The sequence below is a fragment of the Halomonas sp. QHL1 genome (genome assembly GCF_001882345.1).
Taxonomy (GTDB): Bacteria; Pseudomonadota; Gammaproteobacteria; order Pseudomonadales; family Halomonadaceae; genus Vreelandella.
In genome coordinates this window covers 2,837,522-2,851,122 of the sequence record NZ_MINL01000001.1, presented here as the reverse complement: position 1 = coordinate 2,851,122, position 13,601 = coordinate 2,837,522, and the positions used below count along the sequence as shown (strand labels likewise).

Annotated in this window: 14 protein-coding genes; 8 read left to right on the top strand and 6 right to left on the bottom strand. The window is 51.3% G+C overall.

The features are described from left to right. Positions 1–103 precede the first annotated feature (103 nt). Positions 104–1,207 carry a DNA polymerase III subunit beta gene (gene dnaN / locus QHL1GM_RS13055; protein WP_071694874.1) on the bottom strand — a complete coding sequence of 368 codons (1,104 nt, stop codon included), beginning with the start codon at positions 1,205–1,207 and terminating at the stop codon, positions 104–106. Between the two features lie 60 nt (positions 1,208–1,267). Further along, positions 1,268–2,734: a chromosomal replication initiator protein DnaA gene (dnaA, locus tag QHL1GM_RS13050; RefSeq protein ID WP_071694873.1), complete on the bottom strand. Its 1,467-nt coding sequence runs from the start codon at positions 2,732–2,734 to the stop codon at positions 1,268–1,270. 534 nt (positions 2,735–3,268) lie between these two features. Between dnaA and rpmH the strand changes: the two genes are divergently transcribed. From rpmH to mnmE, 4 genes are all read left to right on the top strand, one after another. Beyond that, positions 3,269–3,403 carry a 50S ribosomal protein L34 gene (gene rpmH / locus QHL1GM_RS13045; protein WP_008959105.1) on the top strand — a complete coding sequence of 45 codons (135 nt, stop codon included), beginning with the start codon at positions 3,269–3,271 and terminating at the stop codon, positions 3,401–3,403. Between the two features lie 13 nt (positions 3,404–3,416). Then, on the top strand, positions 3,417–3,809 hold the full coding sequence (gene rnpA / locus QHL1GM_RS13040) for a ribonuclease P protein component (protein ID WP_071694872.1): 393 nt from the start codon (positions 3,417–3,419) through the stop codon (positions 3,807–3,809). Positions 3,810–3,930: 121 nt separating this feature from the next. Beyond that, positions 3,931–5,619 carry a membrane protein insertase YidC gene (yidC, locus tag QHL1GM_RS13035; RefSeq protein WP_071694871.1) on the top strand — a complete coding sequence of 563 codons (1,689 nt, stop codon included), beginning with the start codon at positions 3,931–3,933 and terminating at the stop codon, positions 5,617–5,619. 135 nt (positions 5,620–5,754) lie between these two features. Continuing rightward, a complete protein-coding gene (gene mnmE / locus QHL1GM_RS13030; protein ID WP_071694870.1) occupies positions 5,755–7,125 on the top strand; it encodes a tRNA uridine-5-carboxymethylaminomethyl(34) synthesis GTPase MnmE in 1,371 nt (456 codons plus the stop codon). A 19-nt stretch (positions 7,126–7,144) separates the two neighbouring features. Here the strand turns inward: mnmE and QHL1GM_RS13025 are convergent, their stop codons facing one another. The 4 genes from QHL1GM_RS13025 to rdgB form a co-directional block, all read right to left on the bottom strand. Next, positions 7,145–7,990: a 23S rRNA (adenine(2030)-N(6))-methyltransferase RlmJ gene (locus QHL1GM_RS13025; protein ID WP_071694869.1), complete on the bottom strand. Its 846-nt coding sequence runs from the start codon at positions 7,988–7,990 to the stop codon at positions 7,145–7,147. Between the two features lie 89 nt (positions 7,991–8,079). Next, positions 8,080–8,760, bottom strand: a complete 681-nt coding sequence (locus tag QHL1GM_RS13020) for an OmpA family protein (protein WP_071694868.1) — start codon at positions 8,758–8,760, stop codon at positions 8,080–8,082. A gap of 47 nt (positions 8,761–8,807) precedes the next feature. Next, positions 8,808–9,992, bottom strand: coding sequence for a radical SAM family heme chaperone HemW (hemW, locus tag QHL1GM_RS13015; RefSeq protein ID WP_071694867.1), 1,185 nt, complete (start codon positions 9,990–9,992; stop codon positions 8,808–8,810). Beyond that, positions 9,985–10,593 (bottom strand): RdgB/HAM1 family non-canonical purine NTP pyrophosphatase, encoded by a 609-nt coding sequence (gene rdgB, locus QHL1GM_RS13010; RefSeq protein ID WP_071694866.1) that lies wholly within the window; start codon positions 10,591–10,593, stop codon positions 9,985–9,987. Before rdgB ends, hemW begins: the two co-directional genes overlap by 8 nt. Before the next feature lie 284 nt (positions 10,594–10,877). On the opposite strand from rdgB, the gene QHL1GM_RS13005 reads away from it, so the two are divergent. From QHL1GM_RS13005 to QHL1GM_RS12990, 4 genes are all read left to right on the top strand, one after another. After that, positions 10,878–11,576, top strand: a complete 699-nt coding sequence (locus QHL1GM_RS13005) for a response regulator transcription factor (protein WP_071694865.1) — start codon at positions 10,878–10,880, stop codon at positions 11,574–11,576. 79 nt (positions 11,577–11,655) lie between these two features. Next, positions 11,656–12,120: a CsgE family curli-type amyloid fiber assembly protein gene (locus QHL1GM_RS13000; protein ID WP_071694864.1), complete on the top strand. Its 465-nt coding sequence runs from the start codon at positions 11,656–11,658 to the stop codon at positions 12,118–12,120. After that, positions 12,120–12,551, top strand: coding sequence for a curli assembly protein CsgF (locus QHL1GM_RS12995; RefSeq protein WP_071694863.1), 432 nt, complete (start codon positions 12,120–12,122; stop codon positions 12,549–12,551). The genes QHL1GM_RS13000 and QHL1GM_RS12995 overlap by 1 nt, the downstream gene beginning before the upstream one ends. Positions 12,552–12,635: 84 nt before the next feature. After that, on the top strand, positions 12,636–13,466 hold the full coding sequence (locus QHL1GM_RS12990) for a CsgG/HfaB family protein (RefSeq protein ID WP_071694862.1): 831 nt from the start codon (positions 12,636–12,638) through the stop codon (positions 13,464–13,466). The last annotated feature ends 135 nt before the right edge of the window (positions 13,467–13,601 follow it).

Sequence of the window (13,601 nt, the reverse complement as noted above, 5' to 3'; positions counted from 1 at the left end):
GAAAAAGGGAGTATTGCCCAAAACGAGCAGCGGCGCTTCTGCAACCAGAAGCGCCGCTAACGTTGTCTGCTTATAGGTTGTTATGCCCCAAAACAAAGACTGTTTACAGGCGCATCGGCATAACGACATAGAGCGCATCACCGCCGCCGGGCTCTTCAAGCAGTGCACTACTATTGGGATCGGCCAGAGTAATCTGCACACGATCCTCATTAAGCACCGTCAACACATCAACCAAGTAGCCAACGTTAAAACCAACTTCCATTGCCCCGCCGTTATATTCAACGGCGATATTCTCCTCCGCTTCTTCCTGCTCGGGGTTGTTAGCCATTACTTTAAGGTTGTTCTCCTCAAGATAAAGGCGCACACCACGGTACTTCTCATTAGAGAGGATGGCAGTGCGCGAAAGCACCTGACGCAACTCAGCTCGCTCGGCAATCAGTACTTTATCGCCATTGCGAGGCACTACACGCTCATAGTCAGGAAATTTGCCGTCAATTAACTTGGAGGTGAAGGTAAAATCCCCTGTGTGGGCACGCACATGGCTGGAGCCGAGCGTTAAGCTGACAGGCTCATCGCTGTCATCTAGCAGGCGCGACAGCTCTAAAATCCCTTTACGCGGCACAATCAGCTTTTGAGACTGACTAACAGTCACGTCGATTGGGCGCGAGCACATTGCCAAACGGTGACCGTCAGTAGCGACAGTGCGCAGCAAATTGCTCTGGATTTCCAGCAGCATACCATTCAGGTAATAACGCACATCCTGCTGCGCCATGGCAAACGAGGTCGCTTCAATCAGGTGCTTGAGGGTACCGCGGGGTACGCTAATTTCCTGACTGCCGTCCGCATCTTCGATATTGGGAAATTCAGCGACAGGCAGAGTCGACAGCGTAAAACGTGAACGACCACTACGCAGTACCGCGCGACCCTCTTCAACGGCCAGCTGAATGTCAGACTGATCGGGCAATGATTTACAAATATCCATCAGCTTACGCGCGGGCACTGTCGCGGAACCCGCCTGATCGACCTGACTGGCCACGGTACGACCAACGAGCTCTACTTCTAAATCCGTGCCGGTGAGCGATACTTGGTCACCCTCTACTTGAATCAGCACATTAGAAAGTACTGGCAGCGTTTGGCGGCGCTCAACAACACCAGCGACCAGAGTCAGCGGACGTAGCAGCGCCTCTCGGGAAATCGAAAATTTCATCAACACTCCGGTTCTATATCCTGAAAGGCCTGCGCGTAACAGACCTGTCCCATGGGATGATTAACTGGTCAACAGGCGCAGTAAATTCTTGTAATCTTCACGAATATCCGCGCTCTCTTCCTGCAATGATTTCACTTTTCGGCAAGCATGCAGCACCGTTGTATGGTCGCGCCCCCCAAAGGCATCGCCAATCTCAGGTAAGCTGTGATTAGTGAGCTCCTTAGCAAGCGCCATTGCCACCTGCCGAGGGCGGGCAACTGAGCGTGAACGGCGCTTCGAAAGCAGATCCGCCACCTTAATCTTGTAATATTCGGCAACCGTACGCTGAATATTATCTACCCCCACCTGCTTATCCTGAAGCGCTAACAGGTCTTTCAGTGACTCGCGAATAAAGTCCTGGGTAATCGTTTTACCCATGAAATGCGAATCAGCAATGACTTTTTTCAGCGCACCTTCCAATTCGCGCACGTTGGAACGAATTTTTTGCGCAATAAAGAAAGCCGCATCGTGAGGCAAATCGACCTTAGCTTGGTCGGCCTTTTTCATCAAGATGGCCACGCGGGTTTCAAGCTCCGGCGGCTCTATCGCGACCGTAAGACCCCAACCAAAGCGTGATTTGAGGCGCTCCTCTACCCCACTGATCTCTTTAGGATAGCGATCAGAGGTAAGGATCATTTGCTGACCGCCTTCTAATAAAGCATTGAAGGTATGAAAAAACTCTTCTTGCGAGCGCTCTTTCCCAGCAAAAAATTGAATATCATCAATCAGTAACGCATCAACACTGCGGTAAAAACGCTTAAAATCATTAATCGCATTAAGCTGTAACGCTTTGACCATATCGGCGACAAACCGCTCGGAGTGCAGGTACACCACTCGGGCGTTTTCACGTCGGGTTGCCAAAGCGTTCCCCACCGCATGCATTAAGTGGGTTTTACCCAAGCCCACACCACCGTATAAAAATAAGGGGTTATAAGCGCCGCCTGGGTTTTCAGACACCTGACGAGAGGCAGCACGAGCCAATTGGTTCGATTTGCCTTCTACAAACGTATCGAAAGTAAAATTCGGATTAAGCCCGCTACCATGTTTCAGGCTGCCTTCTACCTGCACCTGACGCTCATTATTACGCCGACTTGGCGCTTCATCGCGCAGTCTATCGATTTCACGCTCATCGGCAATATCGCCGCGTGGCAGCGTGTGAACCGCGGGGGATGCTGGTCGCGATGGAGAAGCGGATACGGGATTGCCTAAATCGCGATGCTGAGGGGCCTGGGTTGCCAAGCGGCGACTACCCACCGTCAGGCTGACCTTTGGCGGTTTAGCCGGTGCGAGTTCACGCATGAGCTCACTAATCCGCTTGGCATACTTATCGCTCACCCAATCGCGCACAAAGCGATTCGGCGCTAATAAGCGCAGCTCGTTGGACTCTCCTTCCTCTGCCTGCAGCGGGCGTATCCAGGTATTGAACTGTTGGGAATTCAGCTCATCCTGCAGGTTGTCCAGGCACTGTTGCCAAAGCGTCAGTGACACTCATCTCACCATCGGTTGAAAACGGCCGACCATTGTAGCGCCCAAAGCCTCGGTTATCCACACGGGTTTAATCCTCAATATTGACCTGTGGACAACTTGCCATGAGCCTATGGGAAAACCCTGTGGAGGGACGGGGATAATCGTTAATTATGCGTCTTACGCACGGGTTAAACACAACCAGCCAACACCTTGTGGACGGCTTATACGGAACTTACACACAGATTTTTAATTATTATAACCAACTGAAAATTAATATTTAAAAGTACTTATCCACAAATTGTATCCCCACTATTAATAACAACAGATTTAGAACTACCAATTAGTAATAATAGTAACCTTATTGATTGCTACTCTTACCGAACCAAGCACGCTGGCTGGGGCGTGATAAGGCTTTTTATGCAAGGAAAAATTGCACCCAGCAAAGGAAGTCTCTACAATTTCCGGTCTTGAATTGAATCTCCCCGGCTAGTTCCTCACTGGACCGGGCTTTTTGGAATTCACTTTCCGTCCTAAACCACGTGGGAATAACGAGTTATGAAACGCACTTTTCAACCTAGCGTTCTCAAGCGCAAGCGCGCGCATGGCTTCCGTGCTCGTATGGCAACCAAAAACGGTCGCGCCGTCCTCGCACGTCGCCGTGCCAAAGGCCGCAAGCGTCTGAGCGCCTGATTTCGGATTGCGTGTGCCGCAGCAAGGCTTTCCCCGGCAGTTACGGTTACTAAATGCTGGGGATTTTAGTCACGTGTTCGAGCAAGCCGACCTAAAAGTGCATGGCAAAGGTATGATGGCGTTAGTCCGCTTGAGTACTCGGGGACACCCCCGCCTTGGACTGGTGGTCAGCAAAAAGAATGTTAAACGCGCCGTAGATCGCAACCGTTTCAAGCGTCTGGTTAGAGAATCCGTTCGTCTTCGTCAAGATCACTTACCCTCTGTGGATATAGTGGTACTGGCACGACGTGGCGTTCAGGATATCGATAACGACACCTTACATCGCCAGTTACACGGCATGTGGAAGCGACTTCAGCGTGACGCACAGGCGATGATCGCAGTACCAACGCCTAAGCGTGACACGTGACCTTTGGTGCACTCCTCGCCGCTCGACCTCGGCCTGCCAACTGGCAGGCTTTCGTGTGTCAAGAGTCGAGTAAATGACACTGCGCCATTAGCATGTTCACCACCCAGCGGGCAGAACCCTCATGGACGTAAAACGACTTTTATTACTGATTCCACTAGCCGTACTGGCGTACTTGCTAGTCGTCCAGTGGAATCAGGATTACGGGCAGCCGAATTATGATTCAGTGCCTGAAACGACGCAACGCAGCACTTCGGCGCCCCCCAGCAATGTTGAAGATGGCGAGGACGGCTTAGCGGTTCCAAGCACGTCTTCACAGCAAAGTGCGGTAGGTGAAGGTATTCCTGATACCGAAAGCGAGACATCAAGCCGCGATTTCATTGCCGTCACCACCGACGTCCTCGATGTGCGTATTGATCCACACGGTGGCGATATAGTTTATGCCGCGTTGCCGCAGCACAAACTATCCCTTGATTCAGACCGTAACTATGTCCTGTTATCCGATAACAGCAGCCGTAGCTATGTGGCTCGCTCAGGTATCCAGCTCGATGGTCAAGCGAGCCGTATCACCTTCACACCTGAAAACTCTGAGTATCGTTTAGGCGATAACGACGAAGAGCTAAGCGTTGAACTGACCGCTGACGTTAACGGCGTTGAGGTTATTAAGCGGCTTACCTTTGAGCGTGGCAGCTATGCTGTCAACGTCAATTACTACCTCGCCAATAATACCGACGCACCGGTAAGTGCGCGCTTTATCGGCCAGTTGGCACGCGACAATAGCCCTGATCCATCAAGCGGTGTCTCTATGGGTATGAACTCCTATTTGGGAGCCGCTTACTCAACGCCGGATGCGCGCTACGAGAAAGTCGACTTTGACGATATTCAAAGCCGTAACTTTGAAAACCGCGAAGCACAAGGCGGCTGGATAGCGATTATTCAGCACTACTTTGTATCAGCATGGGCACCTCAGCAGGATCAGCAAAACCTTTATTACGTTACTACTGACTCTAGTAATCGTAATGTCGTAGCCTTTGCTGGCCCTACTAGCAATGTGGCAGCCGATAGTGAAGCGACGCTGGGTGCAACCCTCTATATGGGGCCGAAGGTGCAAGACTACCTTGAGCAAGTCGCCCCCAACCTGAAATTAACCGTGGATTACGGCTGGCTTTGGTTTATCGCTAACCCACTTTTCTGGCTGCTGGATAAGATCCATGATGTGGTTGGCAACTGGGGTTGGTCGATTGTTCTGTTAACCGTGCTGGTTAAGACAGTGCTGTTCCCGCTTTCCGCCAAAGCGTACAAATCCATGGGCCGCATGCGTAAGCTCGGCCCTGAAATGCAGCGCTTGAAAGAGATGTATGGCGACGACCGACAAAAAATGTCGCAAGAGATGATGAAGTTCTACCAGAAGGAAAAGATCAATCCGCTGGGGGGCTGTCTACCTATTGTGATTCAGATGCCGGTCTTCATCGCTCTCTACTGGATGTTGCTGGAGTCGGTTGAACTGCGCCACGCGCCGTTTATCTTCTGGATTCAGGATCTATCAGTGAAGGATCCGTACTTCATTCTGCCGATTCTGATGGGCATTTCGATGTTCGTTCAGCAGATGTTGAACCCGACGCCTCCGGATCCTATGCAGGCGAAGATCATGAAGATGCTACCGATCATCTTTACCTTCTTCTTCCTGTGGTTCCCGGCGGGTCTGGTCATCTACTGGGTGGTCAACAACATCATTTCGGTGGCGCAGCAGTACTACATTACGCGCAAAATCGAAAATGATCCGAGTATCGGCAAGGGTATGAGAACTAAATAAACTGCCTTTGACTTCGTCCTTCAGACCCCCGCCTTGAGCGGGGGTCTGGCGTTTTAAGGTCGACAAATCCAAACTATGTAGATCGATGCTAGACCGATCAAATGCTACTTTTGCCAATTGACTAAGAGATTCACCATGGCCGAACGCCTCTACACGCCTGACACCATTGCGGCGCTGGCAACTCCCCCAGGACGCGGCGGCGTGGGTATTATCCGCGTCTCCGGCCCCGCCTGCCGCGCAATCGCTCAAGCCATGGTAGGTCATTGCCCTACTCCACGATACGCTCACTATGGCCCCTTCCAAGGCGCAGAAGAGAGCATTGATGAAGGCATCGCCCTGTTCTTTAACGGTCCCCACTCGTTTACCGGTGAAGACGTACTGGAACTCCAGGGACACGGCGGCCCAATTATTATGGACATGCTGCTGGAGCGTTGTGTGGCCTTAGGTGCCCGTTTGGCACGGCCAGGAGAGTTTTCCGAGCGGGCGTTTTTGAACGACAAGCTCGACCTGGCCCAGGCGGAAGCGATTGCCGACCTCATCGATGCCACCTCGCGCTCAGCAGCAGAAAACGCCGTGCGCTCGCTACAGGGCGAGTTCTCAAAGCGTGTCTCTGCGCTGGTGCAGCGCTTGATCGAACTGCGCGTATACGTTGAAGCGGCGATCGACTTCCCCGAAGAGGAGATCGACTTTCTTGCCGACGGACACGTTACCCAGCACTTAAGCAGCGTCCAGCAAGCACTTAGCGACGTACGCCAGGCGGCAGGCCAAGGTGCACTGCTGCGAGAAGGGATGAGCGTGGTCATTGCCGGGTGGCCCAATGCGGGTAAATCCAGCCTATTGAATGCCCTGACGGAACAAGATACCGCCATTGTGACAGATATCGCGGGGACGACCCGAGACGTACTCCGTGAGCATATCCATATCGACGGTATGCCGCTGCATATTATCGACACTGCTGGTTTGCGCGATACGCCCGATGCGGTTGAGAAAATTGGTGTCGCACGTGCCTGGGCCGAGATAGAGAAAGCCGATCGGGTGCTGCTACTCGTTGATGCCAGTACCACCACTTCTACCGATCCTATGGCCATCTGGCCCGAGTTTGTCGCTCGCCTACCCGACCAGACACGCTTAACCCTGGTGCGTAATAAAATCGATACCAGTGCTGAAACGGCGGGAATTGATCTATCCACAACCACGCCCATCGTCAGGTTATCGGCAAAAACCGGTACGGGTGTGGATAACTTAAAGGCTCACCTAAAGGATGTGATGGGATTTGCCGCCACTACCGAGGGTTGCTTCTCCGCCCGCCGACGGCACCTGGACGCCCTAGATCGCGCCATGGCATCACTTGATACCGGCCGTGCTCAGCTTGATGGCTATGGTGCAGGCGAACTGCTGGCGGAAGATTTGCGTGACGCCCAACAGGCCTTAGGCGAGATCACTGGCGAATTCAGCGCTGATGATTTACTAGGCGAGATTTTTGGCAGTTTCTGTATCGGCAAATAGCGCTACTTTTTTACAAACACTACTCTCCCACCCACCAGTCCGCCTGATAGCGGCTATCGGCACCTAGCAGCGGGGTAATTTCTGCCATCGCTGCTGCCAAGCGGTTATCCAACCCCCAGGGCGGATTGATCACCAGCATACCGCTACCGAACATGCCATGGGCCTGCTCTCCTGGTTCGCGCAGCAGCAGCTCGCTGCGCCATATCTTGCGTATTCCGCTCTCCTTGAGGCTGCTTAATAGCGTGTGATGATGGCCTGCTGGTAACAGCGGGTACCAAATCAATACTACCCCATGGCGCGCTTTTTCCAGCGTATAAGCCACTGTCTCAGCAACTTCCTGATACTCCGCTTTACGCTCATAGCTGGGATCGACCAGCACACACAACCGTGGGGATGTAGCGGGCAACATGGCTTTTAGTCCTGACAGACCGTCACCAAACACGCGCTGTGCGTGTGGCGGTAACCCTTGGGTACTCAGCTGCTCATGCTCACCAGGATGCAGTTCAAATAACCTCAGATGATCCTGCTCACGCAATGAATGGCCCAGCCACCAGGGAGAGCCTGGGTAGTGAGTCAGTGACTCTGACACGGGTTGAGCGCTGGTTAACGCTTCTTGCCACGCCTTTAGCAGCTCATCGCTAAACCCTGCGCGGGCTTGCCACACTGGCCATATCCCCAGGCGATACTCTTGCAAGCGTTGGGTCTCTTGAGCGTTGAGGGGGTAGAGTCCTCGTCCCGCGTGAGTATCAACATATGTAATAGCGGTTTTTTTACGTAATAAGTAATCAATTACCGCGTAAAGCGTTAGATGTTTATGCACATCGGCAAAATTACCAGCATGGTAGGCGTGTTGATAAGACAGCATGAAGACTCATCGGTAGATGAATGAAAAAAGCCCGCTATGTGAGCATAGCGGGCTTTGGGCGGCAATAGCCAGATTAATCCAACCGTGTATTAACCTTGACCTTGACCATCGCCGGTTGGCGTTAAGGTAATTTCTACCCGACGGTTCTGGGCGCGACCTTGATCATTGTCGTTACTGGCAACTGGCTGAGTGGCGCCATAGCCAGAGGTATTAAGACGCGTGGATGAAACACCGTTTTGAGTTAAGTAGCTGCCCACGGATTGAGCGCGGCGCTCAGAAAGGCGCTGGTTGTAGCTTGCATCACCAGTGCTGTCGGTGTGGCCCGCAATATTCACGCGGGTATCTTGGTACTGGGTGAGTACATTAGCAACTTCATTAAGAGAGCTACGCGCTTCACTAGTAAGATCGGCAGAGTCAAAGCCAAAGGTAACGCCGCTTGGCATATTAAGCACGATATCGTCGCCACGACGATCAATCTCAATACGTGACCCTTCCAGGTTTTCACGCAGTTGCTGTTCCTGGCGATCCATGTAAACACCAACACCAGCGCCGGCGGCAGCACCCACGGCCGCGCCGATTAACGCACGGTCACGGCGGCTGGTGCTGCCATCGCCAGACAGTGCACCCGCAGCAGCACCGACGGCGGCACCAATCCCAGAGCCCATCGCGGTGCTAGAGCGCTGCGTTTGGCCACCGTATGGGTCCGATGTGGCGCAACCGGCCAGTAGAATAGCGGCCGCCACCGGTGTCAGTAGTCGAGAAATACGCATCACTCACTCCTTGTTTGTGTTTGAGATATCTTTTAATTCATCGCTAATCAATCATCACTGATCAAGGCTAGCAACTCGTTCAAGAATAATAGACCTTGAGGCGATGCACGCAGCTTTTCAGGCATTTGCATCAAAAGTCCTTTTTTCTCCGCGGATTGTAAACGCGTGAGTAACATTGCAGCAGCCTGCCCAGTGTTGGCCCTCCACGTATCCAACGCAACCCCGTCAGTAAGCCGTAGAGCGTTCATGGCAAACTCCAACGGCAGCTCATCCGCTTTTATTGGCTGCTTCCCGGCGATAAAACCACGCAGATCATCCGTGCGCTTTAAATAAGCGTCCGGCTGACGGGTTTTCCAGCGTCGCTCAATGCGCCACTCCCCATTTTGATCAATATGGCTAAGCTTGCCGTGGGCTCCAGCGCCAATTCCAAGATAGTCACCAAACTGCCAGTAGTTAAGGTTATGGCGACTTTGGTGATCAGCGCTTGCGTAAGCCGAAATCTCGTAGCGCTTAAAACCCGCCTGTTCCAAAAGCTGATGCCCCTTGTCCTGAATATCCCAAAGCGCCTCTTCCTCTGGTAACACCGGAGGGTGAGAGTGAAAGGCTGTATTCGGCTCAAGGGTCAATTGATACCAAGAGAGATGATCAGGTGCCAATGCCAGCGCTTGGGCAATATCATCCATCGCCAACTGGGGCGTTTGGTCAGGCAAACCGTGCATAAGGTCAATATTAATGTTGGTAAAGCCTGCCTGGCGCGCCTGTGCTACCGCCGTGATCGCTTCGTCACCGCTATGTATACGCCCCAGAGCATGCAGTTGATCGGGCTGAAAACTTTGAATACCCAGCGAGAGGCGATTTATACCTGCTTTCCGGTAACCAATGAAACGCTCTTGCTCGGTGGTACCTGGATTCGCCTCCAAGGTAACCTCGATATCATTAGCGAAGGGTAAACGGGCTTCGATCTCTTTCAATAAACGGTCATAAAACGCAGGTGACAGCAGGCTGGGTGTCCCACCGCCAATAAAAATGGTCTGAATTTCGCGTCCAGCCGCTAGGACAAGATCGCTATCCAGATCTTGTAACAGCGCCTTTAGATAGGCGACTTCGGGCAAATCCCGTGGTGTAAAACCGTGCGTCCCCGGCTCATGAGAATTGAAATCACAGTACGGACATTTACGGACACACCAAGGTGTGTGGATATAAAGAGATAGTGGCGGCAGCGTATCAGCCATGCGCCACCTTCAATAACTCCACCAACCCTTGCAGCGCGCGACCACGGTGACTAAGGCGATTTTTACTTTCACTGGGCAGCTCGGCAACGCTCATGCCCTGGTCGGGTAACCAGAAAAGCGGGTCGTAGCCGAAGCCTTCCTTCCCCCGGGGATGAGCAAGAATCTCGCCTTCCCAACTGCGTTGCACGATGACCGGCACCGGATCTTTCGGGTGGCGCAAATAGACAAGCACACACCAGTAGCGTGCGCTTCGTTGGCCTTCCGCAAAGGCACTTAGCGCAGCTAACAACGTTTGATTATTTTTCTCATCACTTCTGGGTTCACCGCCATAGCGGGCTGAATAGATACCAGGCGCACCGTTCAGTGCGTCTACTTCAAGCCCGGAATCATCAGCTAATGCGGGTAATCCGCTTATAAGGCTCGCTTCACGCGCTTTTAACAGTGCATTTTCGACAAAGGTAAGCCCCGTCTCTTCCACATCCGTGACGCCAAAATCCGCTTGAGGGCGAATATCGAACCCCAAAGGTGAAAGTAATTGATTGAATTCTCTTAATTTTCCTGCATTGCCACTGGCAAGAACAAGGGTATTGACGGCGGCCATGGTACGCACTCCAAACAGTAGAACATCAGTTTACGCGCTCATTGATCGTATCAACAGCCATCATAATGTTACCAAACGTATCTAAAAAAACACCTGTTCAATTACTTGCTAATTTAAACATTAAATATTGTTTTTAAAGGAATAAAAACAATTGTTCGAAAATATTATCGACTTATATAGAATATTTTTACCACATTTTTAATAACAAAACTTTACGAAGCGCACCTTATGGTCAACACTTCAAAGGTTACCTGCTCACTCTTTCTTTCCACGAGGGCTACCCAATGTCGCAGGAAAAGTCCACCGGTACGGTATATGTCGTTACCGAAAGAAGTCCCCAAGCTCAGCTGTTCGCTGAATACTTGAACAAGCACACCGGCTGTCAAATTAGTATCCATTCTCCCCACGCGGCGTTACCTATTTCCGCTTCGGGCAACATGTTGATTCTAATTGATAGCGACCATATCGGCGTTGATGCACTGCCGGAGTGGCAAGATAAGTTACCTGATGCGTTAACTAAAACGCCTCTAGCCGCCTTCAACATTCACGATATGGATCACGCGCTTGAAGCACTGTCATGCGCTCAGCTAAAAGGCGTTTTTTATCGCAACGAAAGCCTTGAGGTGATCTGTAAAGGCATACACGCGCTGCTTGAAGGGGAGCTGTGGATGTCGCGGGATTTAATGGCGCGGTTGATCCTGTTTTATCGAAAATACCAAAGCAATGCCTTCCGCCCAGCCTGCGGACTCACTAACCGGGAAATGGAGATTATTTCCCTGCTTAGCGCAGGTTCCTCCAATCAACAAATTGCCGAGAAGCTGTTTGTTAGTGAGCACACCGTTAAGTCACATCTTTACAACATTTTCCGCAAAATTAACGTTCACAACCGTATCCAAGCGCTCAATTGGATTCATCAAAATTTGGGTCCGATTCTGCCCAATATTGAAACCGCGCGCAGCCTACAGCGGCATCGTCCCCGCTAATAGAGAAGGGGTAAGGGTAACTTTTATGTCATCAATACACCGTCTATCAAGCGGCTTTCTCATCCTGGCGATATGGGTCATGTCATCTTTAGTAGTGGCAGTGGCAAATGAGCCAACGGATGCGTTGCCCACCAACGAACAAGAAGCGATTGACGCTATTAATCAGCTCTCTAGTCCCGATGGACCTGAAGTGCAAGGCAACACTAACGGGGGAAGTGAGCTGACCGGCGTGCTGGTAGATCGAACGATCACTATGGCCGGTAAAACCTTCTATCGCGCCTTTAGCCAACGGGCACTGGATAACCTAATTATCGGCAATGCCACCATCACAATTAATGAGCGGCCTGATGCGCGCTGGGGTAGCCAAATATGGGTGATGGAAGGCAACCGTATGTATTTTCGTACACAGCTCTCCCCTAGGATCAGCGAAGCTGACCGGGCCGCCGGGGAAGCCGTGCAGACCGTCGAAGAAGCATTACTGCGGCAACAACTGGCTTCAGTACTTAACTCAGACAAAGACCTTGGAAAAGAGGAGCTACGCTAATGAAAAACATATTTAAAACAACAGCTGTTAGTGTTCTGGCAACCACCATCTTGGCAAGTGCGCTGACCCTGCAAGCAAGCGCAGGGGAGCTGATCTATACACCGATCAACCCTTCGTTTGGCGGCGACCCCTTTATGGGTAGCTATTTACTGGGTAAAGCCCAGGCGCAAGACACCACCACAGACCCGAACATCGAAGATTTTGAACCGCTCTCCCCAACCGAACGGCTTATCCAAAGCCTTGAGAGCCGATTTATATCGGATCTAATCAATGATGTAGGCGGAGTAGACAATGGTACAGGGTCGTTTGACAGCGGGGACTTTAGCGTCGTGGTTCGCAATGAAGGGGGGCAGCTCATAGTAGAAGTAATCGATAAAGCCACCGGTGATGTTACCAACATTAGCGTAGGTGGTTTGCTGTTCAACCCTTGATGTCTTATCTGCTCTACTAACTAAGAAAAACTAACAAGGCTGCCAAAAGCCTACTTAATGCTACATGCAATTCAGGGGATCATTATGAAAATCATCGCTACACTACTCATGGTTAGTGTACTAAGCGGCTGTGCTGGTATGGTCGCAACTTCAGAGAATTTAGAAGGTGCAGAAGCGACATTGACCCCGCGTGGGGCAACTTATCAAGACTTAGTCTCTCTACCACCACCCTCAGGGCGAATTTTTGTCTCTGTTTATGACTTCCGGGATCAAACGGGCCAGTACCGCCCTGCACCGGCCAGTACTTTTTCGACCGCCGTAACGCAGGGAGCTGCAGCAATGCTCACCGGAGCACTGGCGGATTCCGGCTGGTTTATACCGCTTGAGCGTGTTGGTTTACAGAACTTACTTACCGAGAGGCGCATTATTCGTGCCGAGTTCGAACGCTTTGGTCAACCAGATACATTGCCTTCACTTCGTGCTGCCTCGGTGATGCTTGAAGGTGGCATTATTGCCTACGAGTCCAACGTACGTACCGGGGGTGCTGGGGCAGAGTACTTTGGTATTGGCGCTTCAGGACAATACCAGGTGGACCAAGTAACGGTTAATCTACGCGCGGTTGAAATATCAACCGGCGAGGTACTAGCTAACGTCACCACGACCAAAACGATTTACTCTAAAGAGATGCGAGCAGGTGTTTATCGGTTTATCGATTTTCGACGTTTGTTAGAGGCTGAAGTAGGTCTTACCACCAATGAACCAGTACAACTTGCCGTGATGTCAGCCATTGAGTCAGCAGTTATACATTTGGTGGCCCGTGGTGTAGAGAATAACCTTTGGAATCTCTCTAATGGTGTTAATTTTCAAGACACTATTTTGTCAGATTACCTAGATGCACCAATCCCTTTGCTTTAATCAATTTAAAACTAACTTTAGAAACACAAAACGGCTTTTGTAACAAAATTTCATTTACAACCTTATAAAAAACTCAGAACAAAAAACATCAATGATCAACGGCTATGCGGTATGCATAGCCGTTTTTTTACTATT

Excerpts from the sequence above, each read along its gene's own strand:
- yidC (WP_071694871.1), top strand. The coding sequence starts at position 3,931 with ATGGACGTAAAACGACTTTTATTACTGATTCCACTAGCCGTACTGGCG.
- QHL1GM_RS12990 (WP_071694862.1), top strand. The coding sequence starts at position 12,636 with ATGAAAATCATCGCTACACTACTCATGGTTAGTGTACTAAGCGGCTGT.
- QHL1GM_RS13005 (WP_071694865.1), top strand. The coding sequence starts at position 10,878 with ATGTCGCAGGAAAAGTCCACCGGTACGGTATATGTCGTTACCGAAAGA.
- QHL1GM_RS13000 (WP_071694864.1), top strand. The coding sequence starts at position 11,656 with ATGTCATCTTTAGTAGTGGCAGTGGCAAATGAGCCAACGGATGCGTTG.
- rdgB (WP_071694866.1), bottom strand. The coding sequence starts at position 10,593 with ATGGCCGCCGTCAATACCCTTGTTCTTGCCAGTGGCAATGCAGGAAAA.
- QHL1GM_RS12995 (WP_071694863.1), top strand. The coding sequence starts at position 12,120 with ATGAAAAACATATTTAAAACAACAGCTGTTAGTGTTCTGGCAACCACC.
- QHL1GM_RS13020 (WP_071694868.1), bottom strand. The coding sequence starts at position 8,760 with ATGCGTATTTCTCGACTACTGACACCGGTGGCGGCCGCTATTCTACTG.
- rpmH (WP_008959105.1), top strand. The coding sequence starts at position 3,269 with ATGAAACGCACTTTTCAACCTAGCGTTCTCAAGCGCAAGCGCGCGCAT.
- mnmE (WP_071694870.1), top strand. The coding sequence starts at position 5,755 with ATGGCCGAACGCCTCTACACGCCTGACACCATTGCGGCGCTGGCAACT.
- QHL1GM_RS13025 (WP_071694869.1), bottom strand. The coding sequence starts at position 7,990 with ATGCTGTCTTATCAACACGCCTACCATGCTGGTAATTTTGCCGATGTG.
- dnaN (WP_071694874.1), bottom strand. The coding sequence starts at position 1,207 with ATGAAATTTTCGATTTCCCGAGAGGCGCTGCTACGTCCGCTGACTCTG.
- hemW (WP_071694867.1), bottom strand. The coding sequence starts at position 9,992 with ATGGCTGATACGCTGCCGCCACTATCTCTTTATATCCACACACCTTGG.